We start from the raw sequence: 26,162 nt of genomic DNA, 5'->3' as shown, positions 1-26,162 counted from the left end.
GAACTGACTTTCATACGAGAGAACCCTGTGTCGCAATCCTGGCTCGCCCCCGCCCTGGCTTTACTCCTCGTCTCGGCCGCCTTTCCCGCAACCGCCCAGCTGCCGGGCGCCGATGTCGATGCACGACCCGACCCGACCACGATCTGCCACGTTGGGCTCTACCGCCTTGAAGACGGCAGTTGGGTGGATGTGGCGCCGCTCGTCAACACGGGCCTTCGCTGGCGCCGCTTGGACGGGTCCACCGCCAGGATGACCCTCGACACCGATGGGCGTTGGATCAGCACCTTGGGTTCGACTACCCGTGTCGAAGGTCCGCAACCTCAGCTTGGGAGCTGTGAAGTGGGGCGGATCATGTTTGAGGGAAAGGTCGGGCGCCGCTTGGCTCTGGATTCTCAGCCAACGACATTCACCGGCCAGGGCGGCGCCCGCCTGAACGGGCGTTTGATCCTTCCGCCGGGAGATGGGCCGGTCCCCATCATGGTCGAGGTGCACGGCTCCGAAGGCGCCAATGCCCTGGACTTCAACGCCTTCCAGCGGTTCGCCCCCGCGTCCGGCGTCGGCGTCTTCGTCTACGCCAAGCGGGGTTCCGGCGGATCGGAGGGGAGTTATACGCAAGACTTCTACGTGCTGGCGGAAGATGCAGCGGCTGCGGTGCTGGAGGCTCGTCGTCTGGCCGGCGCGCGGGCGGGTCGGGTCGGTCTGCATGGTGCGAGCCAGGGCGGTTGGATTGCGCCGCTCGCCGCCAGCCAGACGCCTGTCGACTTCGTCACCGTGGCCTTCGGTTTGGCCTATGGCGCCCTGTCGGAAGACAGCGATCAGGTGGTTCTGGATCTGAAGGCCAAGGGGTGGGGCGCCGACGTGCTCGAACAGGCGCGCGCGATCACTGATGTCACGAGCGCATTCATCGGCTCGCACGGTAAGGCAGGCTTTGGCGATCTGGAGGCGGCGCGGGCCCGATATGGCGCCGAACCCTGGTTCGCGGATATCAAGGGCGAGTTTACCGGCTTCCTCCTGAACACGCCGAACGATCAGATCATCGCCATGGCCCCTGTCCTCGATCTGGGAACCTCCTGGGACTACGATCCCCTGGCGGTGCTCAGCCGTCTGGACACGCCCATGCTGTGGATCCAGGCAGAAGACGACATCGCCGCCCCGCCGGACGCCACCCGTCAACGGCTGATCGACCTGGCGGCGCAGGGCCGGCCCATTACTCTGCTGGAATACCCCGACACCGACCACGGCATCGTTCGCTTCCAAACCGCGCCGAATGGCGTGAGGACTTCGCTGGGGTATGCGCCCGGCTACTATCAGGCGGTGTTGGACTGGGCGCGGACGGGGCGGTTGGATGCGGCCTATGGAAATGGACGAATTCTGACGCGATCCGCGCCTTAAGGTGTCGCTAACCGGAACGTCAGCATCCATTCCTGTGTTGAAGGTGGATCTTGAGCGCACGGCGACGCTCAAGAAGCTCCTGACATCCATCCTTGATCAATTCGGCGATCCGCATTCGACGCCCGGGAATGAGCTTTTTCTGAAGCGCCGCGTGATGGCTGGCGTTGAGCGCTTTGGGACGGAGCTGTTGTTTGTGGATGAGGTGCAGCACCTCAACTACCGAAGCGGACCTAAGAATGACGTCGAAGATACGCTTGAAGGCATGCTGGGCGCAGACGTTGTCCCGACGGTTTTTCTCGGCACGCAGGATGCGGGCGCGCTCGTCGGTCGAAATCTGCAATTGAATGGCCGTCTCTTGCCGCCCTGTGATTTCGAGCCGTTGAGGGCGAGGGTTAAAGAGGATCAGCGCGTGTTTGCCGGTTTCGCCGCCAAGCTCGAGAAAGCGATCGTCGAGCAGGGTGTTTTGGGGGAGGCGTCTGGATTGGATGCGGCCGGTATGCTGCCGGCAATCTTCCGAGTTAGTAAAGGAGTGGCGGGGCGGTCTTAGTGGGCTGTGGCCTGCTCGCTCAGGATGGCCCGGCCGGAGCGCCGATCCCAGCTGTCTATGATCTCCAGCGCCGCGCGTTCATGCAGCCTGTCGCGCGCTTCGCCGGTGGCCGAACGGATGGCGTCGGGCGTGGCGTCGAGACGCTCGACGAAGGCGCGGTTGAGGCGGGCCTTGCTGGCGTAGCCGCACAGGTTGGCGACCTGTGCGATCGTGGGCCCCCCGGGCGACGAGATCAGAACCCAGGCGCGCTGCAGTCGCCGTTCGTCGATGAAGCGGGCGACGCCGCCGTAGGCGGTGAAGGTGCGGTAGAGCGTGGCGCGCGACACGCCGAGCCGCCCGGCTATCCAGGCGGGCGTCAGGGCGGCGTCCTGCAAGTGATCGTCGATGATGGCTTCGGCGCCGACCTTCAACGGCACCTCCTCGCCGCGGGCGCGGCTGCTGTCGGTCAGCGCCAGCCCCAGCATGTCCATGGCGCCGCGGAAGACGACGGCGCCCTGGGCCGGGGTCATCCGTCGCGAGTCTTCCCAGAGCCGGTGGCAGGTGCCGGCGATGACGCGCGCGAGCGGATGATCGGCGCGAATCTCGCTGCAATGCAGGTCGAGGCAACGGACCTCCTTGGGCAGCAGACTGCGCGAAATGACGATCATCATTCCGGTGTAGTCGGACTGGGTCAGGGTCACGGCCTTCTTGAGATCGACGACCAGGATGTCGCCTTCGCGCAGGCGCCGTCCCGACCGCGTCGGCTGCAGGTCGATCAGCCCCGCTTCCAGGATGATGATGAAGAGCTGGTCGGCGCCGGTGGCGGCGATGCGGGCCGCATCGCGCTCCAGGATCGTCGAACCGCGCATCGTCGAGCGGGAAATGACGCCGTCGGGCAAGACAGCCGTTTCGCCCGAATACTCGAACCCGGGCTGGGCGGCGGTGCGCTCGGCGTCGAGGTGGAAGGCGAAGGCCACGGACTGCGCCGTGCGCCGCATCAGGTCCAGCATCTCTTCGCCGGGCAGACGCACGTGGCGGACACGGGGGATGGGCTGCTCGAACCGCAGCTCTCCGCCTGAGGTGTCCAAAGCGCCGTTCATGGCGGCTCAATGACCGAGGTTACGCCGACCGCCAAGCGGTTTTCTCAGGCGTGAGACACATTTGCGCTTTTCCCAGGCTGAAGAGACGTTTCCCGGCGGGGGACGCCCAAGCCTCTCGCCTCTGGCTTCTCGCCTCTCGCCTCTCGCGACGCGCCGCACTATCTGTCGGGCCATGACCAAGGTTCTGATTATCGGCGCGGGACACGCGGGGGGCTCGGCGGCGGCGCTGCTGAGACAGTATGGCTTTGAGGGCGAGATCGTCCTGGCGGGCGAGGAGGCGGCGGCGCCCTATCAGCGACCGCCCCTGTCCAAGGCCTGGCTGAAGGGGGAGGCGGGTCTGGAGGACCTGCTGCTGCGCCCCGAGAGCTTCTACGTCGAACAGAAGATCGACCTGCGCACCGGCGTCGTCGCCACGACCATCGACGCGGCGGGCAAGACCGTGACCTTCGCCGACGGGACGCTCGAGCCGTACGACGTGCTGATCCTGGCCACCGGCTCGATGGCGCGCAAGCTGGCCATCCCGGGCGCCGACCGGCCCGACCTGCTGGGGCTGCGCACCCTGGAGGACGCCGAACGGCTGAAGGCCGCGCTCGCTCCCGGCAAGCGTCTGGCCGTGGTCGGCGGCGGCTATGTGGGTCTCGAGGCGGCGGCTTCCGCTCGCGCCCTCGGCGCCGAGGCGGTGGTGATCGAGCGCATGGATCGGGTGCTGGCCCGCGTGGCGTCGGAAACCCTCTCGGCCTTCTTCACCGATCTGCACCGCCAGCATGGCGTCGAGATCCTGACCGGCGCCGAGGTGGCCGGCTTCGAGGACGGCGGCGTGCGGATGGCCGACGGCGGCCTGATTGCGGCGGACGCTGTCCTTGTCGGCGTCGGCGCCTTGGCGCGCGAGGCCTTGGCGCGCACCGCCGGTCTGGCTTGCGAGAACGGCGTGGTGGTGGACGACACCGCCCGCACCAGCGACCCCGCCATCTACGCCATCGGCGACGTCACCCACCGGCCCATCCCGGTCCACGGCGGCAGGATGCACCGGCTGGAAAGCGTGCCCAACGCGCTTGAGCAGGCCAAGCAGGCCGCTTCCGCCATCGTCGGCCGCGCGGCGCCCGCGCCAGAGGTGCCGTGGTTCTGGTCCGACCAGTATGACGTGAAACTTCAGATCGCCGGCCTGCCCTTCGACGCCGACCGGCAGGTCGTGCGCGGCGATCCGGCGACAGGCGCCTTCGCTGTCTTCCACCTGAAGGGCGACCGCATCGTCTGCGTCGAGGCGGTCAACGCCCCCGCCGACTTCATGGGCGGGCGCCTGCTGATCGGCAAGGCGACCCCTGTGGACGCCGCCCTGCTGGCCGACCCCGCGACCTCGATAAAGGCGGTGGCGAAACCGGATTGAGGGCGCCGTCATGACGGTGGTGTGACATCTGAGCCGCAAATGCGATTTAGTCGCAGGAGTCAGATTGTCGCAGGTGAGGAATCTGATATTGCGACCAGATCGCATTATCACTGACTGGTTCCTCCCCCATGTCCGACGCTCGTTCCTCCGCCCTCAAGGCGCTTCTGTTCGCCTCCAGCGCCGCCGGCATGCTGTGCGCGGCGCCTGCCCTGGCCGCTGACGAGGCCCCCATCGCGACGGCCGACGTGACCCAGGACGCCACCAACCTGGGCACGATCGACGTGCATGGCCAGCGCACCCGGCGCGAGCCCAAGGACCAGACCTTCGTCGCGCCCCTGCTCGACACCCCGCGCGCGGTCACCGTGATCCCTCAGCAGATCATCGAACAGACCGCCGCCACCTCGCTGCAGGACATCCTGCGCACCTCGCCGGGCATCACCTTCGGCGCGGGCGAGGGCGGTCAGCCGCTGGCCGACCGGCCCTTCATCCGCGGCCAGGCCTCGGGCAACAATATCTTCGTCGACGGCATCCGCGACACCGGCGGCCAGCAGCGCGAGGTCTTCAACCTGGAGCAGGTCGAAGTCATCAAGGGCCCGGACTCGGTCTATTCGGGCCGCGGCTCGGGCGGCGGCAGCATCAACCTGTCCTCCAAGGCTCCGCGTCTGCAGAACTTCATCCGCGGCTCGGCCGGCGCCGGCACGGACGGCTATGCGCGCGGCACGGTCGACGCCAACTGGCAGGTCAGCCCGACGGCCGCCATGCGTCTGAATGTGATGGCCGCACAGGGCGATGTCGCCGGTCGCGACGCGGTCGACTTCGACAAGTGGGGCGTGGGCGCCGCCGTCGCCATGGGCCTCGGCACGCCGACCACCCTGACCGCCAGCTACTACCACCTCGACAGCGACCAGATGCCTGACTACGGCATCCCGCTCTACACCAAGCTGGCCGGCGCCAACGGTCCGCGCCCCGACGCCCCAGGCGTCCTCGACGTGCCCTATGACAGCTTCTACGGCCTGAAGGGGCGCGACTATCTGACCAATACCGTCGACAGCCTGACACTGACCGCCGATCACCGCTTCAGCGACACCCTGGCGATCCGCAACGTCACCCGCTACTCGCAGACGCTGAACGACTATGTCGTCACCAATCCCGGCGACGGCGGCACGGCGGCGCTGGTCAACGGCGTCTGGTGGATGAAGCGCGGCACCAAGTCGCGCTGGAACCCGGCTGAGACCCTGGCCAACGTCACCGACCTGCACGGCTCGTTCACGACGGGTTCGATCAAGCACGACTTCGACGTCGGCGTCGAACTGTCGCGCGAAACCAACAAGAACGCTTCCTATGTGGTCACCACCCTGTCGGGCAGCGCCTGTCCGGCGCCCCTGACCGGCTTCGACTGCACCCCGGTCTATGACCCCAACCCGAACGATCCCTGGACCGGCACGATCACGCGCGGCGTGGTCAGCGACAGCCAGACGGACTCGCTGGGCGTCTATGCCTTCGACTCGATCAGCTTCGGCGAGAAGTTCATCGTCAACCTGGGCCTGCGCTGGGACGACTATTCGGTCGACGCCGTCAACGCCACGGGCACGGTCGCGGCCCCGGTCTATAAGCCGTTCAAGGGCGACTGGGACTTCGTCAACTATCAGGTCGGCTTGGTCTATAAGCCTACGCCGAACACCAGCCTCTACGCTTCCTACGCCACCTCCTCGACGCCGCCGACCATTTCGGCGGGCGACCAGAACACCGGCGCTGGGACCGGCACAGGCAACCTGCTGACCGCGATTCTGGATCCGGAAGACACCGAGAGCTTCGAAATCGGCGCCAAGGCCGACCTGTTCAACGACCGTCTGGCCCTCAGCGGCGCCCTGTTCCACCTGACCCGCAAGAATGCGGCGGTTCTGGAAGGCGACGGCAAGTATTATCAGGTCGGCGAGGTCGAGGTTCAGGGTCTGGAACTGGGCGTCTCGGGCAACATCACCGACAAGTGGCAGGTCTTCGGCGGCTACACCTGGATGGATTCCGAACTGGTCAAGGGCGCCTCGGCCAACGTCAACGTCGGCGATCCCCTAGCCAATACCCCGGAGCACACCGCCAGCCTGTTCACCACCTACCGCCTCATGCCCAAGCTCAGCCTGGGCGGCGGCGTCTATTATGTCGGCAAGTCGTTCGGCGGCAATCAGGGCGGCGCCGGCGGCGGCGCGAACCGCATCTACGCCCCGGAATACACCCGCGTGGACCTGTTCGCCTCCTACGACCTCAGCGATCGCGCAGCGCTGCAGCTGAATGTCCAGAACGCGGGCGATGAGGCATACATCATGCGCACCAACGGCGTTCACCACGCCGACGTGGCGCCGGGCCGTTCGGCCATCCTGACGCTGAACCTCCGCTACTAAGCGACAGCGTTTCGCGCCATTCTGTCGGCCCCGTCGTTCGTCCGAGCGGCGGGGCCGATGCGCATCTGATCGAGGCTCCCATGCTGCTGCACATCCCCGACGTCTTCACCAAGGCCGAGGTCGCGGCTCTGCGCCGCACCCTTGACGCCGGTCCCTGGGCCGACGGCAACATGACCTCGGGCCACCAGTCGGCGACGGCCAAGAAGAACCAGCAACTGCCCGAGGACAGCGCGGCGGCGCGCGAGGTCTCGGCCCTGATCGTCCAGGCCCTGAACGCCAATCCCATGTTTGTTTCGGCGGCCCTGCCGCACACGATCTTTCCGCCCCTGTTCAACCGCTACGAGGGCGGCGGCGAGTTCGGCCTCCACGTCGACAACGCCATCCGGCAGCGGGGGAATATCCGCATCCGCAGCGACCTCTCGGCCACCCTCTTCCTGTCCGAGCCCGAGGACTATGACGGCGGCGAACTGATCATCGAGGAGCTGTACGGCGCCCAGTCGGTCAAGCTGCCCGCCGGCGACCTGGTCCTCTATCCGTCCAAGAGCCTGCACCGGGTCACGCCCGTCACGCGCGGCGCCCGCGTCTCCAGCTTCATGTGGTTGCAGAGCCTGGTCCGCGACGACGCCGACCGCGAAAGCCTGTTCCGTCTCGATGTGGCCACCCAGCGGGTCAATCTGGACAGGGGACCGAAGGATCAGGCGGTGATCGAACTGACCGGCCTCTATCACAACCTGCTGCGCCGCTGGTCGGAGGTCTGAGGTGGCAACCCTCTCCCGGCGGGAGAGGGAAGCGTTTCAGTAAACGTCGCGCCTGTACCGCCCGCTGTCGGTCAGCCGCATCAGCCGCTCCTCGCCCAGCGCCGCCTCCAACGCCGCGTGCACGCCCTTCGACATGCCTTCCAGACTGCCGCAGACATAGACATAGGCCCCGCGATCAACCCAGTCGGCCATCGGCCGGGCGTGCTCGGCCACCAGCGACTGCACATAGCGATGCTCGCCCCCGTCGCGCGAGAAGGCCCGGTCCAGACGGGTCAGGACGCCCGATGCGAGCCAGGCTTGCAGGTCGGCGTCATAGAGGGCGTCGTGCGCCCGCGTCCGCTCGCCGAACAGGAGCCAGGCCCCGCCGGTCTTCGCGAACTGCGCCCGCGCCTTCAGGTGGCCGCGCAGGCCGGCGATGCCGGTGCCGTTGCCGATCAGGATGATGGGGGCCTCCGCCGGCGGGGCGTGGAAGCTGCGGTTGGCCCGCACCCGCATGGCCACCTCGTCGCCGATCTGCGCGTCTTGCGTCAGCCAACCGGAAGCCAGACCCGGCGTGCCGTTGGGCTGCGTCATCAGGCGGATGCAGAACTCGACCCGCCCGTCCGAGGGCAGGGAGGCGACCGAGTATTCGCGGCTGGCGGGCTGCTCGCCGTCGCGGACGGGCAGGCCGACCTCGGCGATGTCGCCCGCCGCCCATTCGGGCGCGTGGTCGATGGGCTCGAAGGCCAGATGATACGCCTCGCCGCCGGGGCTGCCGGCGTTCAGCAGGGTCCGCTCGACCAGACGCCAGCGGTCATAGGCGGGCGGGGTCCAGTCGGGGGCTGAGGTGGCCCCGGTCAGCTGGTTCAGCTGATGCTGCCAGTGACGGATCGCGCCTGCATCGCCGTTGTCGACCTCGACCCGGTCGAACAGGGTCTGGGCCCCGCTGCGCTCCAGCCAGTCGCCGACCGCGTGGCCAAAGCTGCAATAGGCGTCATAGGAACGGTCGCCTAAGGCCAGCAGGCCATAGGACAGATGCGACAGGTCCACATCCGCCGCCATCACCTGGCGCACGAAGCGGGCCGCGCTGTCGGGGGCGTCGCCCTCGCCGGTGGTCGAGGCGATGACCAGCAGGCGCCGCGCGCCCTTCAGCGTCTCCAGATCCAGATCGGCGAATGACAGGGGCCGCGCGCCGACGCCGCCGTCGCCCAAAGCGCGGGCCGTCATCCAGGCCAGTTCCTCGCCAAAGCCGGTCTGGCTGGCGAAGGCGATCAGCACGGCGTCGTCGCCGGCCGCTTCAGCCAGCGTCCGCGCCTGCTCGACGGCCTTCTGCGCGGCGGCGCGCACGCGCCACACCGTCAGGCCGATCAGGGCCAGCCACAGGGCGACGGCGAAGGCCGTCCACAGCCAGCGGGACAGGTCGGCGGTCACGATCAGGCTTCTTCTTCGTCCATCATGGCGGCGAAGGCGGGCGTCATCCGCTCGACCAGGCCGCGCGGCGTCCGCTCCACAAAGTGGGCCGCGATCTGCATCGCCTCGGCGAACTCCGGCCCGTCGAACGGCCCCAGCACCATCAGGGCCGTGGCCCAGGCGTCGGCGCGCATGGCCGAGGCGTCAAAGACCGTCACCTGCGCCAGTCCATTGTCCACCGGCCGCCCGGTCGAACCGTCGAGGGTGTGCGGATAGAGGCGGTCTTCATGCACAAAGGCCCGGCGCCAGTCGCCGGAGGTGGCCACCGCCACATCGAATAGGGCCGCCACCGTATGCGGCGCGGGCGAGCCCGGCACAGCCTCGATCTCGACCCACCAGGGCTGGGCGTCCGGCTTGACCCCGCGCCCCAGCAGCTCGCCGCCGATCTCGACCAGATGCGAGGTCGCGCCCATCGCGGTCAGACGCGCGGAGACGCGGTCCACGGCGTGACCCTTGGCTATGCCAGAGAAATCAAGCTTCGTGCCGCCGGCCTGAACCGCCGCCTGGGCGTCGCGGTTCAGCCGCAGCTTCTGCCAGCCGGACACGGCCAGGGCCGCCTCGATCTCTTCGGCGGACGGCAAGGGGGTGAGCGGATCGCGCGGCCCCGGCGGACCAAAGCCCCACAGGTCGACCAAGGCCCCCAGCGTCGGATCAACCGCGCCGTTGACGTCGTCGGCCAGATCCAGCGCCGCGTTCAACAGGCTCCAGAAGTCGTCCGACAGCTTCCACGTCCCGGCGGGGGCGGTGTTGAAGCGGCTGATCTCGCTGGCCGGCGTCCAGGGGCTGAACAGGGCGATGATGCGCGCCAGCTCTTCGTCGATGGCCGCCTGAAACGCGTCCTGCGTGGACCCCATCGGCGGGACCAGACGCACCGACCAGGTGGTGCCCATGCTCTCCCCCGCCAGCGACCAGATCAGGTCGCTGGGCGGCCGTTCCGGCGCGCGGGTGGTCGGCGGGATCAGGACGCGGCTGTCCTGACGGCCTTCGACCGCCGCTCCGATCTGGAGCGGCGGCGGGGCTGAGCTGGAGCGTTTCGAGGTCAGGGCAGGACTTCCAGCGCGCCGTTCCACGAGGCGTTCGTGCCGGGCTGGCCGTTCACGCCCGCCGTCCGCACCGAGGCGCCCAGCCAGTAGAGACCGGCTTCCGGCCAGGTCACGCTGAAGGCGCCGTCCGCGCCCGTCTTGACCGTGATCTCTTCGGGGTTGTTGCGATAGCGGATGCCGCCGCGGGCGATGGTCACGTCCACATTGGCGGCGGGCTGGCCGTCCTTCAGCAGCTTGAAGGTGGCGGCCTCGCCGGCGGCCAGATCGTTCGGGTGGGTGACCGGGGCCAGTTCCAGACCCTTGCCGACGACGGTCAGGTCGGTCGGCTCGCCGAGCGTCACGAAGGTCTCGGTGCGGCTGTCGGTGCGGACGGCCTCGACGTCGGTGGCGTCAGCGGGCAGGGCGCCGGGGAAGTCGGCCTCGGCCCCGCGCCAGCGCTTCTGTTCGCCGCCCTGCTTGTAGCTGGCCATGAAGCCCGAGCCGACGTTGGCGACGCGATAGGTGCCCGGCTGCGACAGGTGCAGATCGAAGCTGGAGCGGTACTTGGCCTGATGGACGTTCTCGGCCTGGGCGGTCGAACCGTCCGGGGCGGTGATGGTCAGACCGGCCAGACGCATGGCGGCGTGGTCGGGGATGAAGACCCCGTTCGACATGCCGGCGTCGAAACCGACCCAGGCGTCGTTGCCCGACAGGACGGTCGAGGTCGGGGCCAGCCAGGCGCGGTGCGCCTGGGCCGAGAGCGGCGCGGCCAGGACGGCGGCCAGCGACAGAAAGGCGAGGGTCTTCTTCATGGTCAGATCCTTAGCGGGTCACGGCGACGCGAACGGCGCCCAGTTCGGTGGAGCCGGTTCCGGCGGCGGTGTTGGCGGCGCCCCAGCGGAAGGGCACGCGGACGACCTCGCGACCGCCCAGTTCACGAGCCGCCTCGACGACGATGTTGTACTGGCCCGCAGGCAGATTGCGCAGACGCGCGCCCGGCACGGTCACGGCGTGGCGGCCGGGAGCCTTGGTCGGGCCGGACACGCCGTCGGCGGGCATGGCCATGGCGCGACCGCCCTTGCGCCACCAGGTGCGCAGGTCCTTCAGCCAGTCCTTGCCGTCGCCCTCGTTGTTGCGGGTCTGCTGGTACCAGACGGCCAGGGTCTGGGCCGTCGACTGGTCCGGCTTCTCGATCCACACGGCCACATAGGGCCGGTGATAGGAGGCGCTGGAAATGCGCGGCAACTCGACGCTGACGCTCAGATCGGCGGCGGTTGCGACGGCGGGGGCGGCGGCCGCGAGGCCCGCAGCGGTCAGGACGAGGGGAAGCTTACGCATGAGGGGAGCTCGTCAATGGATGAACAGAAGGGCGATAACGACAGGAATGAGCAGACCCAGGGCCACGATGGGCCAGGTCGAGGGACGGCCGCGCGCGTGCAGCCACAGCAGGGCCAGACCCGTCACGGAAAAGATCACGCAGGCTGCGGCGAAGACGTCGATGAACCAGTACCAGACCACCCCGGCGTTGCGACCCTTGTGCAGGTCGTTGAGATAGGCGACCGCCCCGCGCGTGGTCTTCTCGTGCAGGGCCTCGCCGGTGGAACGGTCGATGGTCAGCCATCCGTCGCCGCCGGGCGTGGGCAGGGCGACATAGATCTCGTCCGCCGTGGTCTCGGTGGCGCGGCCCTCGACCTGCACCTTGAAGGCCTCGGCGGCCCAGCGCGCCACGGGGGCGGGGACCGGGTCGGTGGTGTCTTCCGGGAAGTCGGCCAGGCCCGCCAGCAAGGGCGCGGGCAGGGTCGCCGTCGCCTCCTTGACCACCGGCTCGGCCGGGATCTGCGCCGCGTGGTTCAGGGTGATGCCGGTGATCGCAAACAGGATCATGCCGACCAGGCTGACCGCCGCCGAGATCCAGTGCCAGCTGTGCAATTGCTTCAGCCAGAACGACCGTTTGGCGTTCAGCGCCGCCTTGGGACGGGCAGCGGATTTGGCAGGGTTTGCGGCGGTTTCAGTCACAATATGGCTGTGCCATACTCTGCGAACGATTTGCAATACCGTTTAGGCGTCGGAATGTCGCGGGTCAGTAAGTCAGCCGCAGGCCGAGGCTGATCAAACGCGGCGGGCCATAGCCTTCGACGCCGTTTCCGGTCTCGGACACCTCGACCTCGGCGTCGAACAGATTGTCGGCCGCCAGCCACAGCGAGGTCGTCTCATTCACCCGCCAGTCGGCCCGCGCGTCGGCCGTCACGGCGGCGCCCAGCACCCGGCTGTTCAGGTCGTCCTCGAAGCGCTTGCTCTCATAGCGGGCGCGGGCGCTCAGGCTCAGCCGGTCGCTGGCGCGCCAGTCGATCCCGGCCGAGGCGCTCCAGATCGGGGCCTGGGCCGGGCGCAGGCCGGTCAGTTGCGCCGCGGCCGATCCGCCGTCCACGCGGGCGTCGGTGACGGAGACGGCGCCGGTCAGGTCCAGTCCGCCGCGCAGCCTCTGGCGGGCGCTGATCTCCAGGCCGGTCGCCTCGATGGTCCCGGCGTTCTGGCGCTGGCGCAGCACGCCGCCAGCGGGCACGAAGCCGGCGCGGGGGAAGGTCGCCGGGCCCTCGCCGATGGTGACGTTGACCACGGCGTCCTCGATCCGGTTCCAGAACAGAGTAGCGCTCAGCGACGAGATCGGCCCCTCAAACGCCAGTCCGGCCTCGACGCCTTGCAGGGTTTCCGGAACCAGCCCGGCATTGGCCTCGGTCAGGTCGTTGCCGACGCGGAAGGGCCGGTGCAGTTCGTTCAGCGTGGCCGGCCGGAAGCCGGAATAGGCCGCCCCGCGCGCCGCCCAGCCGCCGCCGATCATGCGCCGCGCCGCCAGCCGCGCGCTGACCACCTCGCCCGAGCGTTCCGGATCGACCTCGTCCAGCGTCGCCGCCCCGGTGGCCCGGTCGCGTTCCAGACGCCGTCCGTTCCGGTTTTTCCAGCCGTCCAGCCGCAGCCCCCCGGCCAGCAGCCACGGCCCGTTTTCCAGCGAGCCTTCGCCGTAGATCCCCGCCACGGCGGTCTCGCCTCCGGCGACGCGGTCGCGGGTGAAGGCTCCGCCCATGGAACGGAACAGCTCGCGCGTCTCGCCTTCGTTGAAGCGGGCGTCGGCGCCGACCTCCCACTCCAGCCGCCCGCCGCCCATCGGGCGCTCGACCCGGCGCAGGGCGGCGTTCAGGCCCCAGCCGGTCGCGGGCGTCTCATACTGGTCGTTGGCGGGCGTGGTCGTCGCCCGGTCCGCCGCCACCGCAACCGAGGTGTTGGCCAAGTCGCTCTCGCGCCGCCAGGCCTGCAGCCGCCAGCCGTAGTCGCCCTCGGTCGGGCGTTTGGCCGCCGTGGCCGACAGCACATGGCCGCTGGCCGTGGCCCGCGCCCCCGCCAGACCCGAGCCGCGATTCTCCTCATAGGCGGCGGCCCGCAACGACAGGGCCGCCTCGCCCAAAGCGGGCGGCAGCGGGATATCCGCCCGCAGCGAGGCGCTTTTCGCCTCCAGGTCCAGCGGCGTGTCCGCCGCCCCCGCCGCTGCGCCGCGCACGGGGATATAGCCGTCGCTGGTTTCGTAAAGCGCCGATCCGGTCAGCCGCATCGGGCCGGCGTCGACGCCGCCCGCCCCCGCCAGCCGCGCGCCGCCACGCTCGCCGATGGAGGCGTCCAGCACCCCGCCGCGCTCGCGTTCCCTCAGCTGGATCACCCCGGTCAGCGCCCCCGCGCCATAGGGACCGGCGCCCGCGCCGCGCACGATGTCCAGGCTCTCGACGCTCTCGGTCGGAACCTGCGACCAGATCACCCAGCCGCCGAAGGGATCGTTCAGCGGCGCCCCGTCCAGCGTCACCAGCGTCCGTCCCGCACCCGACGGCGCGATGGCCCGCAAGGATATGCCCTGCGTCGTCGGATTGGCCGCCAGGCTGGAGGTGCGCCGGAACAGGGAGACCGCCGGAACCGTCGCCAGGGCCTCGTCCAGCCGCGTCGCTGTCGACAGCGTCTCCGCGCCCAGGCGGATCACGGAAAAGGCCGCTTCGCCCGCCGCCGGAGGCAGGCGGGCGGCGGTGACGATCACCTCGTCAAGGGCGGTGGTCGGCGGGGCGGGAGGCGTGTCCTGAAGCATCGAGCGGGACCATAGCCCAGCGCCCGCCTGGAGGCGCGCCCTTAAGCCGCCGCTGCGACTGTGTGGCGCGACAGGGCCAGGCGGATGGCGTTCAGCAGGGCGTCGGGCTGGATCGGTTTCTGCGCCACCCCGTCCATGCCCGCCGCCAGATACTCGGCCTCGTCGCGCGGGTCGGCGTTGGCGGTCAGGGCCAGGATGGGCACGACGGAGGCGGGGCCTGGCAGGGCGCGGATGGCCCGCGTCGCCGCCACCCCGTCCATCACCGGCATCTTCACGTCCATCAGGATCAGGTCGAAGGGGGCGACCGCAGCCCACTCCACCGCCTGTCGCCCGTCGTCAGCCGTCTCGTGGGTGCAACCGAACAGCTCCAGCACCTTGCCGGCGACGAAGCGGTTGGCGGCGTTGTCGTCCACCACCAGGACGTGCAGGGTCTCGTGCGGGGTCGGGGCGGCCGTTCGGTCCTCGTCGCGCCGGGCGTCGGCCTCGGCCAGCGGCAGATGCAGGTCGAAGCGGAAGCGCGCCCCGCCTGATGGAGACCGCTCCAGCGCCAGTCGTCCCTCCATCCGCTCGACGATCTGGCGGCAGATGGCCAGGCCCAAGCCGGCGCCCGCGCCCTGCCGCCCGGCCTCGCCGGTGTTGAAGGGCTCGAAAATGGCGATCGCCGCCGCGTCGCTGACGCCGGGGCCGCTGTCGTCCACGACGGCGTCCAGCCGCACCCGCCCGTCGTCCAGCCGGGTGGTCAGGCTGACCTCGACGGCGCCCTCGCTCGTGAACTTCAGCGCATTGCCGATCAGGTTGTTCAGAAGCTGCTTCAGCCGCATCTCGTCGCCGACGACCCAGCGCGCGGCGTCGGTCGCCGTCGTCACCGTGAGGTCCAGGTTCTTCTCTTCCGCGCGCGGCCGCCACAGGGCCGAGAGGTCAGCGGCCACGGCGTTCAGGTCCAGCGGCGCGGGCTCCAGCGTCAGTATGCCCGCCTCGGCGCGCGACATGTCCAGGGCGTCGGTCAGCAGGCGCAACAGGCTGGCCCCCGAGTCCAGAATGGTGCGGACATAGGGGCGCAGCGAGCCTTGGGTCAGCTCGCGCTCCATCAGGGCGGCGACGCCCAGCACCCCGTTCAGCGGCGTGCGGATCTCGTGGCTCATCACCGCCAGAAACTCGGACTTGGCGCGGCTGGAGGCGCGGGCCTCGGCCTCGGCGCGCACCAGATTCTGGGCCAGATCGCTCATGGCCTCGGCGCGGCGCTTGTGAATGGCCACCCCCGCCTGCATGACGTGCAGGCCCGCCCCGACCCCGATGTAGCGCCCCTGTGACACGACGATGAAGCCCTTCAGCAGGGCGCCCAGATCCGCGGCGTCCATCGACTGGAACAGGACCTCGGCCGAGGCGTCGGCCTCGACCAGCAAGGGCGACGGGTCCATCAGGGCCGAGATGGGACGACGGGCATAGAGGGCGCGGCCGAACTCGGCCGCCATCTTCAGGGTGAAGGCGTTGCGCTCGATCAGGCCGACGGGCCGCCCGTCCGCGTCCACCACGGCGATGACCAGGGTGTCCGGCTCGGCCTGAAACCGGTCGAAAGCCTCGGCGCCGAAGGCGTCGGGCGCCATGGGCGGCGCCGCCTCGACGAAGTCTCCGATCCTGGCCATTCTGTCGCCCCTCCCGCGTTTTGCGAGAGCGCAGTTAGGCGGGCGAGGCTTAACAGCCGCTTTGCTGGAAATGAATGTTTTGCAAGCGCAATCTGACGCTTGCTCCGACGACGGAGCTTAAAATCGCGCCAATAGCTCCGCTGCAAAGCTCGACAGGCTGTCGTCGCGCGCGCCCATGACCACCACCCGGTCGCCGGGCTGGGCGATCTCGACGATGCGGTCGCCGCAGTCGGCGCGGGTGGCCAGGGCCTCGGCCTGACGGCCTTCGGCGCGCACGCCCGCCGCGATGTCCTCGCTGCCCACGCTGCGGTCGGTCGTCCCGCCGTAATAGACCGGCTCGGGCATCAGCAGGACGTCATGCTCGCGCATCAGCCCGGCGAAGCCCTCGATGAACTCGGCCCTCATCAGCTTCAGCGGGCCGAAGCCGTGCGGCTGGAACAGGATCAGCAGCCGCCCGTCAAAGGCGTGCAGGGTCTTCAGCGTGGCGGCGATCTTGTCGGGGTTGTGGGCGAAGTCGTCGATGACGGTGACGCCGTTTTGCGCGCCCACCACCTCCAGCCGCCGCCGGATGCCGGCGAAGGTCGTGAGCGCTGCGACCGCGTCGTCGACCGAAACGCCCAGCGCCTTCACCGCGCCCAGGGCCGCCAGGGCGTTGGCGACGTTGTGCGCGCCGGGGACGTTCAGCACGACCGGACGCGGGGCCTCGCCGCGCACCCGCAGCTCGAAACTCATGCCGGTCGGCAGGGGATTGAGGTCGTGGGCTGACAGGTCCGCCTCTTCCTCGCCAAGGGCGAAGGTTACGGCCTTGCCCGTCGGCAGGGTCTGCGCCAGCGCCGCCGTTTCGGGATTGTCGAGGTTCAGCACCGCCGTCGTCGCCCGCGCGACGAAGCCGCCGAACAGGTCGCGCAACTCCTCCATCGACTTGTGGTCCAGCGAGATGTTCGACACGACCGCCACCGTCGGATCATAGCGGGCGATGGAGCCGTCGCTCTCGTCCACCTCGGCCACGAACAGATCGGGACCGCCGACCAGGGCGCTGGCGAAGGGATGGTCCGCATCGGCGAAATTCTTCATCACGGCGCCGTTGACCACGGTGGGCTGGCGCCCCGCCTGATCCAGGATCCAGGCCGCCATGCCGGTGATGGTCGACTTGCCGCTGGTCCCGGCCACGCCGATCGAGGTCGGCGCGGCGTTGAACAGTTCGCTCAGCAACTGGGGCCGGGTCTTGATCTCTGCGCCAACGCGTTTGGCCGCGCCAATGTCGGGCACCGTGTCCTCGACCGCGCCGGTGGCGACCACGATCTGATCGGGGCGGGTCACGCCCGACCCGTCCTGCGGATGCAGGGCGACGCCGTGGGCGCGCAGCCAGTCGAACTTGTCCGGGGTCCGGCCCTGATCCAGCGCCCGGTCAGAACCGGCGATGCGGTTCCCTTGCGCCTGAACGATCATGGCCAGGGGCAGCATGCCGGACCCGCCGACGCCGCAGAAGAAATAGTCTTTGTTCATCGGCTTGATTTTGACGCGCGAAACCGGGGAATGTCCGACGGCCTGACTAGCACGGGCGACGCCGGAGGCCAGCCCCATCCCTATGCCAGACTCTGCCAAATCCGGGCCGTTCAAGATCGGCGTCGTCAACGCCAGTTCGCGCCTGGACCCCGCACGCGGCGAAGCGATCCAGGCCTGGATGGATCAGGCCTATCCGGGCGGCGAGGTTCAGTTGGTCTTCCACCCGCAGACCTTCAACAAGCACGGCCATTTCGGCGGCGACGACGCCACCCGCGCCCGCGCCTTCGTCGAGTTCGCCAATGATCCGCGCCTGGGCGCCCTGTGGTTCGCGCGCGGCGGCTATGGCGCCTGCCGCATCGCCGAGGCGGTGCTGCCGCAACTGACCGATGTGGCGAGGAAGAAGCGCTACCTGGGCTATTCCGACGCGGGCAGCCTGCTGGCCCTGCTCTACAAGGCGGGCTTTCCCCATGTGGCCCACGGGCCGATGGCCTCGGACGGGGCGCGCCACGACGCCACGGGCCGTCGCGCGGTGGACTGGCTGGTCAGCGGCGACCGCGCCTCGCTGGAGCCCTCGCTGTTGGACGACCCGCGCCCGGCCGTCGCTTTCAATCTGACCATCTTGAATGAGCTGGTCGGCACGGCGCTGGAGCCCGACCTGAGCGGCCACGTCATCATGCTGGAAGAGGTGTCCGAGGCCCTCTATCGCGTCGACCGGATGATGTTCCACCTGACGGGCCAGGCCTCGATCCGCCGCGCGGCGGGCATCCGCCTGGGCCGAGTTTCCGACGTCACGCCCAATGATCCCGACTTCGGCCTGACGGCGGAAGAGATCGTCCGCTACTGGTGCGCGCGCTCGGGCATTCCCTACCTGGGGAGCGCGGACATCGGCCACGACCCGGACAACAAGGTGGTGCCGTTCGGCGTGACGCGCTGACACTCGTCATCCCGGCCAAGCCTCTCGCAGAGAGGCGCAGAGCCGGGACCGCCCAAGGCGCTGACGTCAGCATTTCCTGCGGTCCCGGATAGCGGCTGCGCCGCTTCCGGGATGACGAAGAGGGAAGCAGTTTACCCCTTGAAGGTCAGCCCTTCAGGCCGCGCCTCGAAGCCCGATAGCCGCCCCAGATAGCTCATGCCCAGCAGCGAGGCGGGCATGTCGGCGTCCACCACCAAAGCCTCGACCGAGGTCAGTCGCACCCCCGCCACCGCCAGCGACGGCAGGACGACCGGCGCCGCCTTCACCGGACCGGCGGCGGTGTTCAGAGTGCGGGTGAAGTCTCCGGCGCCGACGCTGACGCCGGCCTTCTCCGCGTCGGCGCGGCTCAGGGTCACGACGCTGGCGCCGGTGTCCACCAGCATGCGCATGGGGCGTCCGTCCACGACGGCCTCAGCCCAGTAGTGGCCGTCCGCCGAGCGCACGACCGAGGGCGCGGCGATCGCGGCCTGCGCTTCGCCCGTCCCGTCCATCCAGCGCAAGGCGCCGGCACAGGCCAGCGACGTGGCCAGGGCGGCGGCGAAAACGACAGCAGAGCGCGGATCGATACGGATCATGACGCCGACTGTGCCGCAAGGGTCTTGGCGTCGGGTGAAGCGATACGGCGAACGAAAGGTTGACGGCTGAACATTGTTACGCGCCGTCTTTGCTCGTCATCCCGGCCGAAGCCGCAGGCGTAGAGCCGGGACCGCCCAAGGCGCTGCGGTCGGCGCTTCTTGCGGTCCCGGATAGCGGCTTCGCCGCTTCCGGGATGACGGGGAGAGGCTACCCGCCCAGCAGCACCGGGTCGATCAGCCCCCGCCGCCCCTCCAGTTCGTCCATGATCGCGGCCCGTTCCTCCGCACTCATCCGGCTCCAGGTCGCGATCTCGGGCAGGGTGCGAAAACAACCCAGGCACAGCCCCGACGCCCCATCGACCGTGCAGACCATGACGCAGGGCGTGGCGACGGAACGCGGCGGTCTGGCGGGCGAGGGGGCTGCTGGCTGGCGCATGGTTTTATGACGGGGAAACTACAATACGTCCGGCTTCGGACCAAAATCTTGACTTTTTAACCAAGCGTGGCTATCTAGGAGCCTGACGCGAAACGACTATGACGGTGAGATCCCCGATAAGCACGACGCGTCTTCTTTCATCGTTCAACGAAAGGAGACGCCCAAATGAACGACAAGGACCGTAATCTCCAGCACGCCATGATGTCCTTCGCCCTATGGGGCGGGATGCTGGTCAACACGAAGCAGATGAACCCCGCGAACAACCGCGCGGTCAGTCACCCTTCGAACTTTGTGCCCATCACGATCAAACGGCCGCGCGCGTAGTCGCGAGGGTATTTGATCCAATCCGCAAGCCCCGGTCACAACGCCGGGGTTTTTCAATTCCGCTTGCCTTAACCCCCCCGCCCCGCTGAAACCGGCTCCATCATCAAGAGGAGCATTATCATGGGTCTGATCGTCGAGGAGCGCCGCGGCTCGGTCATGGTCTGGACCCTGACGCGGCCCGACCGATTGAACGCCCTGCCGGATCTGGAAGACGGCGAAGCCTTCGCCGCCGCCTGCGAGGCGGTCAACGCCGACCCCTCGATCCGCTGCGTGGTCATGACCGGCGCGGGCCGCGCCTTCTCGGCAGGCGGCGACCTCAAGGCCATGAAGGACCGCCGCGACCTGTTCGAGGGCTCGGGCGCGGCGATCCGCGAACGCTATCGTCGCGTCGTCCATCGCATCGTGCGTTCGCTCTATGGGCTGGAGGTTCCGCTGATCGCCGCCGTCAACGGCCCGGCCATGGGTCTGGGCTGCGACATCGCCGGGCTCGGCGACATCCGCATCGCCTCGGACCGCGCCAGCTTCGGCGTGCCCTTCATGAAGCTGGGCATCATTCCCGGCGACGGCGGCTCCTGGCTGCTGCCGCGCAACGTCGGCTATGTCCGCGCCGCCGAAATGCTGTTCACCGCCCGATCCATCGACGCCGAGACGGCGGACCAGTGGGGGCTGGTCAATCGCGTGGTCCCGCACGAGACCCTGATGGACGAGGCCATGACCACGGCGGCCCAGATCGCCGCCCAGCCGCCCCAGGCCCTGCGCATGGCCAAGAGCCTGCTGCGTCAGGGCCGCGACATGAATTTCGATCAGATGCTGGAGCTGTCGGCGGCCCTGCAAGCCCTGGCCCACCTGACCGACGACCACATCGAGGGCGTGACCGCGGTGCTGGAGAAGCGGCCGGGGGAATTTACGGGCAACTGACTTTCAACCATTATCCGCTCATCCCCGCGGAGGCGGGGACCCAGTCCTTTGGCTTCAAGCGCGACTTGGGGACAGAGATTTCTCACCGAGGTGCTGTAGCTCTCACTGGGTCCCCGCCTCCGCGGGGATGAGCGGCGGAAAGAGCCGCAGCCAACAAAAAAGGGGCGCCTCGCAGCGCCCCTTTCCCATTTCAACCTCGCTGACCCTTAGCGGCGGGCCGGCGTCTGCATCGAGCGCGTAGCCGGCACGCCGGCGACGCTGTTGTCACGCTTGGCCCGGGCGGTTTCGCCCGGCTTCATGAACTTGACCAGGACGCGCTGGCCGATCAACAGCGGGGCGTCGTTGACGGCCACGACCACCTCGACCACGCGCTCGTCCGAACGCTGCGAGGGATCGTCCGAGGCCAGCTTGCGGGCGCCGAAGACGGCGGCGCGGCGCAGGACCTTGCCGACATAAACCTTCGACGGGTCGCCTTCCGGGGTGATCTCGACGGCCTGATCGGTGGTGATGTTGGGGATGTCGGCCTCGACGATCTCGGCGCGGGCGATGCGCGGGGCGTCGGGCTCCAGATCGAACATGTTGGACACGTTCAGGGTCGAGGCGCCGGCGCCGGGGTTGGCGTAGCGGCGCACGATACGGCCGTTCTGCGGGGCGCGGATCACGGTCAGTTCAACATTATAGGCGGCCTGATCGCGGCGGGCGCGGGCGGTCTGCACCGCCGCCTGCTGGGCGCCGAGGCGCGCCTGGGCCTGCGCGATGGCGTCGCGGGCCTGATCCATCTTCTGGGCGGCGACGAAGTTGGTGGCCACCAGCTTCTGCAGGCGGTCGAACTCGCGCTGGGCGGTGGCGATGTCGACGTTGATCAGGCGCAGCTGGCTTTCGGCCTGGGCCACGTCGGCCGAGGCGCTTTGCAGCGACAGGCGCGGTTCGTCGTCTTCCTGGCGAGCCAGGATCTGTCCGGCGACGACGCGGTCGCCTTCCTGAACCAGGACTTCGCGCACCACGCCGCCGCGACGGGCCGCGACCTGGATGATGCCGCCCTCAATGTCGACCTTGGCGTTGGCGATGGCGGCGTAGGGGCTCTCGACCTTCTTCTCTTTCTGAGCGGTCTCTTCGGCCTTCTTGGCGGCGCTGGCCTTCTGGAACATGCCGAAGCCGACGACGAGCACGATCAGGGCCACGAGGCCGATCCAGAGCCATTTGTTTTTCAGGAAAGCAGGCATGGAGGTGTCCTTGAGGATCGGTGTCTAGTGCGAGGCCAGAATGGCGTCGGGATTGGGGATGCGGCGCTGATCGTCGATGATCACGCCGTCTTCGATGTGGATGACCCGGTCAGCCCAGGCTTCCAGGCGGGGGTCGTGGGTCACGCAGATGACCGCCGCGCCGTGCTCGGTGGCGGCCCGGCGCAGAAGTCTGATGACGACCTGGCCGTTCTCGCCGTCCAGGGCCGAGGTCGGTTCGTCGGCGAACAGGATCTGCGGGTCCTTGGCCAGGGCGCGGGCGATGGCGACGCGCTGCTTCTCGCCGCCGGACAGGGCCGCCGGACGCTGATGCAGACGGTGGCCGAGGCCGACTTCTTCCAGGGCCAGGGTGGCGCGCTTCTTCGCCTGATCCGGGGTCAGACCCTGGAATTTCAGCACCGTCGTCACCTGTTGCAGGGCGCTGAGCGACGGGAACAGGTTGAAACCCTGGAAGATGAAGCCGCAGTGATCCAGGCGGAACTTGTCCAGTCGGCCCGACGACAGCTTCCACATGTCGTCCACGTCCAGGGCGTCGACCCGGCCCGCTTCAGGCTTCAACAGGCCGGACAGGGCGGCGATCAACGTCGATTTGCCCGAACCGGACGGCCCCATGACCATGGTCAGGTCACCGTGTCGGGCGTCGAAGTTCACGCCCTTCAGCACCTCGACATAGTTCTTGCCGGACTTGAACCGCTTGACCAGACCCTTGGCCTCGATGGCGAACTCGCCATGCCGGCCTTGAACTTTCGTATGCATGTTCATCGCAGCAGGTCCGCAGGTTGGCTCTTCTTGAGGATGCCCATCGAGAGGAAGCCCGACAGCATGGCGATGGCGATCAGGCCGCCGCCCACGACGATCAACAGGGGCAGGGGCAGGGCGATGATGACGGCCTTGGACAGGGCGAACAGCGACAGCAGCCAGGTCAGGCCGATGGCGGCGGCCACGCCGACCACGCCGACCCAGAAGCTCAGCTCCATGACGATGCGGCGCAAGCTTCCCATGCCCACGCCCAAGGCGCGCAGCGAGGCGAACTCCTTGATGTTGGCCATGATGGCGCCGCGCAGGGTCTGCCAGGTGATGGCCACGCCGATGATGATGCCCAGCACCACGCAGCCGCCGATGATGATGACCAGGATGCCTTCCTCGAACATGGCGCCGGCGTTGGCGTCGGCCAGTTCCTGACGGGTCCAGGCCTTCCACTGGCCCTTGCCGATTTCATTCAGCTGGGCCGCGACGATGGAGGCCTGCGACGGGTCGCGCAGCTTGATCATCAGGGGGCCGACGCGCGGGCCGGTGTCGGCCTGACCGACCATGCGCAGGGTGTCGCGCGACATGACCACGCCCGGCTGCATCATGTTGGGATAGCCGCGCGTCACGCCGACGACGGTGACGGTCTGGCCGTTGTACAGGGCCTTGTCGCCCAGCTTGACGCCTAGGGTGGTCAGGGCCGTTTCATCGACCGCGACGGTGTAGGGCTGACGCAGGGCGTCGACCAGTTCGCGCGAGTAGTCGGTGGGAATGGTGACCGAGCCGGGCGTGGTGTCGATGATGCTGGACTGGACGAATTTCTGGCGCGGCGCGCCCTGCTTGGCCCGGTCGGCCTGGGACATGGTCGGATCGACCTCCTTCACCGACTGGAAGGTCCCGCCGGCGCCGTCCAGAGGCTGAACCTCGACCACGGCCGGGTGATTGTAGGCCAGCGGGATGAAGCGGCGCGGCACGCCCGAGGGGCCGTTGATCAGGCTCTTGGCGCCCGGCTGCATGATGATGATGTCGGCGGCCGAGCGTTCGATCTGGGCGGTGAAGCCCTTGCCGATGCCGATGAAGACCCCGGTCATGGCCAGCACCAGCAGACCTGACAGAGCCAGCGCCATGACGGCGGCCATATAACGTCGCCACTCAAAGAGCAGCGTGGAGAGCGCGAGCGACATAACGCGTTTCAAATCCCTGACTTGCAGCGTTATCTGACCGGGCTGGAGCGCGGGGCCAAGTTAAATCGGGGTAAGGCTTCGGCTTCCCCCCGGCGCCATGCGGGACTATGGGGGCTTGAGGCCCGTCCACGGACGGCGCTAGTTACACAATAACAGACGCGAGGCGCCGGGCCTTGCGCGCCGGGAGAGCCCAATGTCGCTTCGTCGCACCTTTTCCTTCACCGCCTCATTGGCTGCTCTGGGGGCCGCCGCCGCGGTGATGGGCGTCACCGCCACCCCGGCGCGCGCCGATGAGGGCATGTGGACCTTCGACAACTTCCCGATCCAGACGGTCAACGACAAGTACGGCACCCGCATCGACCAGTCGTGGCTGGACGGCGTGCGCAACGCCGCCGTGCGCCTGCAGGGCTGCTCGGCCTCGTTCGTCTCGGGCGAAGGCCTGATCCTGACCAACCACCACTGCGTCATCTCCTGCGTTCAGGATCTGTCCACGGCCCAGAACGACTACGTCAAGAACGGCTGGATGCCGGCCACGCGTGAAGAAGAAAAGACCTGCCCCGGCCAGACCGCCGAGGTCCTGACCGACATCACCGACGTGACCGAGCGCGTGCTGGGCGCCGGCGCCGGCCTGGAAGGCGCCGCCTTCGTCACGGCCCGCGCCGCCGAGATCGACAAGATCCAGAAGGACGCCTGCGGCGACGACCGCAAGCTGACCTGCCAGGTCATCAGCTTCTATCGCGGCGGCAAGTACGCCCTGTACCAGTTCCGCAAGTATGAAGACGTGCGTCTGGCCTTCGCGCCGGAGTTCCAGGCGGCCTTCTTCGGCGGCGACCCGGACAATTTCAACTTCCCCCGCTACGCCCTCGATGCCGCCTTCCTGCGCGCCTATGAGGACGGCAAGCCAGTCGCCACGCCGAACCACCTCAAGTGGAACCCGAACGCGCCCAAGGAAGGCGAAGTCACCTTCGTCGCCGGCAACCCCGGCTCGACCTCGCGCCTGCTGACCATGAGCCAGCTGGAGCGTCTGCGCGACCAGCAGATCCCCACCACCCTGATCCAGAGCTCGGAACTGCGCGGTCGCCTGACCGAATACTCGACCCAGGGCGAAGAAGAAAAGCGCGTCTCGCTGGACCCGATCTTTGGTCTGGAGAACGGCTTCAAGGTCAACTACGGCCAGCTGGGCGCCCTGACCGATCCGGCCTTCATGGCCAAGAAGCGCGCCGAAGAAGCCGAGCTGCGTCAACGCGTCGCCGCTGATCCGGCCTTGCTGCAACGCATCGGCGATCCCTGGGCCGATCTGGAAAAGACCCAGGCCACCGCGCGTGACCTCTACCTGCCCTACCGTCAGCTGGAGGCGAACGCCGGCGGCGGTTCGACCCTCTATTCCTATGCTCGCGCCATCGTCCGCGCCTCCAAGGAACGCGCCAAGCCGGTCGCCGAGCGCCGGGCCGGCTACGCCGACAGCGACATCGCCGCCCTGGGCCGTCGTCTGGCCTCGGAAGCCCCGATCGCCAAGGGCGTCGAGGAAATCCAGCTGTCCTTCTGGCTGTCCAAGACCCGCGAATACCTGACCGTCGACAACGCCAACGTGAAGGCGATGCTGGGCCGCGAAAACCCCGAGGGCATCGCCGCCAAGCTGGTCGAGACCAAGCTGATCGACCCGGCTTTCCGCGCCCAGGCTCTGGCCATGACGCCGGAACAGCTGGCCTCGTCGGGCGACCCGATGATCGCCTTCGTCCTGGCCAATGACGACGCGGCGCAAGCCGTCCGCACCCAGTGGGACGCGGGCGTCAACGCCCCGACCGCCCGCGCCGCCGAAAAGGTCGCCCAGGCCCGCTTCGCCGTCTATGGCGACAACCTCTACCCCGACGCGACCTTCAGTCTGCGCCTGTCCTACGGTCAGGTGAAGGGCTGGACCTATCGCGGCGTGACCGTGCCGGCCTTCACCTACATGGGCGGCCTGTACGAGCGCGCCACGGGCGCCGAGCCGTTCAACGCGGCCCAGCGCTTCGTCGATGCCGAGAGCCGCATCAACAAGAACGTCGTCTATGATTTCGTCTCGACCAACGACATCATCGGCGGCAACTCCGGCTCGCCGGTGATCAACGCCAAGGGTGAAGTGATCGGCGCCGCCTTCGACGGCAACATCCACTCGCTGGGCGGCTCCTACGGCTACGACGGCGAACTGAACCGCACGGTGACGGTCTCGACCGCCGCCGTCACCGAGGCCCTGCGCAACGTCTACAACCAGCCGCGCCTGCTGCGCGAACTGGGCGTCACGCGCTAAGGGCTTTGAGCGCGGCGTCCAATCCAGACGCCGCGCCTCTCCCTCCCCTTCATGGGGAGGGTGGTCGCGCAGCGACCGGGTGGGGAGGGCGTGGCGATGAGAATGCTGCGCCTGACTTGCCCTGCCGCCCCCATCCGGTTTCGCCCTGCCGGGCTCAACCACCCTCCCCATGAAGGGG

At 68.6% G+C, this 26,162-nt stretch carries 23 protein-coding genes; 9 read left to right on the top strand and 14 right to left on the bottom strand.

Features of this window, described 5'->3' with window-relative positions:
- Positions 1–351 precede the first annotated feature (351 nt).
- Together HNP51_RS01300 and HNP51_RS01295 are read left to right on the top strand one after the other, a co-directional pair.
- A complete protein-coding gene (locus HNP51_RS01300; RefSeq protein ID WP_184266145.1) occupies positions 352–1,392 on the top strand; it encodes a S9 family peptidase in 1,041 nt (346 codons plus the stop codon).
- A gap of 1 nt (position 1,393) precedes the next feature.
- Positions 1,394–1,939, top strand: coding sequence for a TniB family NTP-binding protein (locus HNP51_RS01295; RefSeq protein WP_311769882.1), 546 nt, complete (start codon positions 1,394–1,396; stop codon positions 1,937–1,939).
- Here HNP51_RS01295 and HNP51_RS01290 read toward each other — a convergent pair.
- Positions 1,936–3,018, bottom strand: coding sequence for a helix-turn-helix domain-containing protein (locus HNP51_RS01290; RefSeq protein ID WP_184266139.1), 1,083 nt, complete (start codon positions 3,016–3,018; stop codon positions 1,936–1,938). The two genes, HNP51_RS01295 and HNP51_RS01290, sit on opposite strands and share 4 nt — an antisense overlap.
- Positions 3,019–3,190: 172 nt before the next feature.
- Between HNP51_RS01290 and HNP51_RS01285 the strand changes: the two genes are divergently transcribed.
- The 3 genes from HNP51_RS01285 to HNP51_RS01275 all read left to right on the top strand — a co-directional run bounded on the left by HNP51_RS01285 (position 3,191) and on the right by HNP51_RS01275 (position 7,556).
- Positions 3,191–4,402 carry an NAD(P)/FAD-dependent oxidoreductase gene (locus HNP51_RS01285; protein WP_184266136.1) on the top strand — a complete coding sequence of 404 codons (1,212 nt, stop codon included), beginning with the start codon at positions 3,191–3,193 and terminating at the stop codon, positions 4,400–4,402.
- A gap of 128 nt (positions 4,403–4,530) precedes the next feature.
- Complete coding sequence (locus HNP51_RS01280) at positions 4,531–6,798, top strand: TonB-dependent siderophore receptor (RefSeq protein WP_184266133.1); 2,268 nt, start codon at positions 4,531–4,533, stop codon at positions 6,796–6,798.
- 80 nt (positions 6,799–6,878) lie between these two features.
- On the top strand, positions 6,879–7,556 hold the full coding sequence (locus tag HNP51_RS01275) for a Fe2+-dependent dioxygenase (protein ID WP_184266130.1): 678 nt from the start codon (positions 6,879–6,881) through the stop codon (positions 7,554–7,556).
- A 36-nt stretch (positions 7,557–7,592) separates the two neighbouring features.
- On the opposite strand, the gene HNP51_RS01270 is transcribed toward HNP51_RS01275, so the two are convergent.
- The 8 genes from HNP51_RS01270 to murC all read right to left on the bottom strand — a co-directional run bounded on the left by HNP51_RS01270 (position 7,593) and on the right by murC (position 17,299).
- Positions 7,593–8,966 (bottom strand): sulfite reductase subunit alpha, encoded by a 1,374-nt coding sequence (locus HNP51_RS01270; protein WP_184266127.1) that lies wholly within the window; start codon positions 8,964–8,966, stop codon positions 7,593–7,595.
- Between the two features lie 2 nt (positions 8,967–8,968).
- The gene (locus HNP51_RS01265; RefSeq protein ID WP_311769881.1) at positions 8,969–10,075 is read right to left on the bottom strand and encodes an FAD:protein FMN transferase; all 1,107 of its coding nucleotides are present in this window, start codon (positions 10,073–10,075) and stop codon (positions 8,969–8,971) included.
- On the bottom strand, positions 10,045–10,839 hold the full coding sequence (locus HNP51_RS01260; RefSeq protein ID WP_184266124.1) for a DUF4198 domain-containing protein: 795 nt from the start codon (positions 10,837–10,839) through the stop codon (positions 10,045–10,047). Before HNP51_RS01260 ends, HNP51_RS01265 begins: the two co-directional genes overlap by 31 nt.
- 10 nt (positions 10,840–10,849) lie before the next feature.
- Positions 10,850–11,365, bottom strand: a complete 516-nt coding sequence (locus tag HNP51_RS01255; RefSeq protein WP_184266121.1) for a DUF2271 domain-containing protein — start codon at positions 11,363–11,365, stop codon at positions 10,850–10,852.
- 12 nt (positions 11,366–11,377) lie between these two features.
- Positions 11,378–12,043, bottom strand: a complete 666-nt coding sequence (locus HNP51_RS01250) for a PepSY-associated TM helix domain-containing protein (protein WP_184266118.1) — start codon at positions 12,041–12,043, stop codon at positions 11,378–11,380.
- Between the two features lie 64 nt (positions 12,044–12,107).
- Complete coding sequence (locus tag HNP51_RS01245; RefSeq protein ID WP_184266115.1) at positions 12,108–14,150, bottom strand: TonB-dependent receptor; 2,043 nt, start codon at positions 14,148–14,150, stop codon at positions 12,108–12,110.
- A 41-nt stretch (positions 14,151–14,191) separates the two neighbouring features.
- On the bottom strand, positions 14,192–15,793 hold the full coding sequence (locus HNP51_RS01240) for an ATP-binding protein (protein ID WP_184266113.1): 1,602 nt from the start codon (positions 15,791–15,793) through the stop codon (positions 14,192–14,194).
- A 117-nt stretch (positions 15,794–15,910) separates the two neighbouring features.
- A complete protein-coding gene (gene murC, locus HNP51_RS01235) occupies positions 15,911–17,299 on the bottom strand; it encodes a UDP-N-acetylmuramate--L-alanine ligase (protein ID WP_184266110.1) in 1,389 nt (462 codons plus the stop codon).
- A gap of 82 nt (positions 17,300–17,381) precedes the next feature.
- On the opposite strand from murC, the gene HNP51_RS01230 reads away from it, so the two are divergent.
- Positions 17,382–18,233: an LD-carboxypeptidase gene (locus HNP51_RS01230; RefSeq protein ID WP_184266106.1), complete on the top strand. Its 852-nt coding sequence runs from the start codon at positions 17,382–17,384 to the stop codon at positions 18,231–18,233.
- Positions 18,234–18,364: 131 nt separating this feature from the next.
- On the opposite strand, the gene HNP51_RS01225 is transcribed toward HNP51_RS01230, so the two are convergent.
- Both HNP51_RS01225 and HNP51_RS01220 read right to left on the bottom strand, forming a co-directional pair.
- A complete protein-coding gene (locus HNP51_RS01225; protein WP_178825089.1) occupies positions 18,365–18,847 on the bottom strand; it encodes a TIGR02281 family clan AA aspartic protease in 483 nt (160 codons plus the stop codon).
- Positions 18,848–19,055: 208 nt separating this feature from the next.
- Entirely contained in the window at positions 19,056–19,283 is a 228-nt protein-coding gene (locus HNP51_RS01220) for a DUF1289 domain-containing protein (RefSeq protein ID WP_260398276.1), read from the bottom strand.
- A 165-nt stretch (positions 19,284–19,448) separates the two neighbouring features.
- Here HNP51_RS01220 and HNP51_RS01215 point away from each other — a divergent pair, with 165 nt between their 5' ends.
- Positions 19,449–19,607 (top strand): hypothetical protein, encoded by a 159-nt coding sequence (locus HNP51_RS01215; RefSeq protein WP_170136955.1) that lies wholly within the window; start codon positions 19,449–19,451, stop codon positions 19,605–19,607.
- A gap of 120 nt (positions 19,608–19,727) precedes the next feature.
- Entirely contained in the window at positions 19,728–20,525 is a 798-nt protein-coding gene (locus HNP51_RS01210; protein WP_184266103.1) for a crotonase/enoyl-CoA hydratase family protein, read from the top strand.
- Positions 20,526–20,731: 206 nt separating this feature from the next.
- On the opposite strand, the gene HNP51_RS01205 is transcribed toward HNP51_RS01210, so the two are convergent.
- From HNP51_RS01205 to HNP51_RS01195, 3 genes are read right to left on the bottom strand one after another with little or no spacing between them, the layout of a single operon-like run.
- The gene (locus HNP51_RS01205) at positions 20,732–21,748 is read right to left on the bottom strand and encodes an HlyD family secretion protein (RefSeq protein WP_184266100.1); all 1,017 of its coding nucleotides are present in this window, start codon (positions 21,746–21,748) and stop codon (positions 20,732–20,734) included.
- A 24-nt stretch (positions 21,749–21,772) separates the two neighbouring features.
- Positions 21,773–22,528: an ABC transporter ATP-binding protein gene (locus HNP51_RS01200; protein WP_184266097.1), complete on the bottom strand. Its 756-nt coding sequence runs from the start codon at positions 22,526–22,528 to the stop codon at positions 21,773–21,775.
- Positions 22,525–23,697: an ABC transporter permease gene (locus tag HNP51_RS01195; protein WP_184266094.1), complete on the bottom strand. Its 1,173-nt coding sequence runs from the start codon at positions 23,695–23,697 to the stop codon at positions 22,525–22,527. The genes HNP51_RS01200 and HNP51_RS01195 overlap by 4 nt, the downstream gene beginning before the upstream one ends.
- A 193-nt stretch (positions 23,698–23,890) precedes the next feature.
- On the opposite strand from HNP51_RS01195, the gene HNP51_RS01190 reads away from it, so the two are divergent.
- Positions 23,891–25,984: a S46 family peptidase gene (locus HNP51_RS01190; RefSeq protein WP_184266091.1), complete on the top strand. Its 2,094-nt coding sequence runs from the start codon at positions 23,891–23,893 to the stop codon at positions 25,982–25,984.
- Positions 25,985–26,162 lie beyond the last annotated feature (178 nt).

Origin of the sequence: Brevundimonas bullata (assembly GCF_014207965.1) — a bacterium.
In the GTDB taxonomy this organism is placed as follows: Bacteria; Pseudomonadota; Alphaproteobacteria; order Caulobacterales; family Caulobacteraceae; genus Brevundimonas; species Brevundimonas bullata_A.
This window is presented reverse-complemented; position numbering and strand designations above follow the sequence as displayed.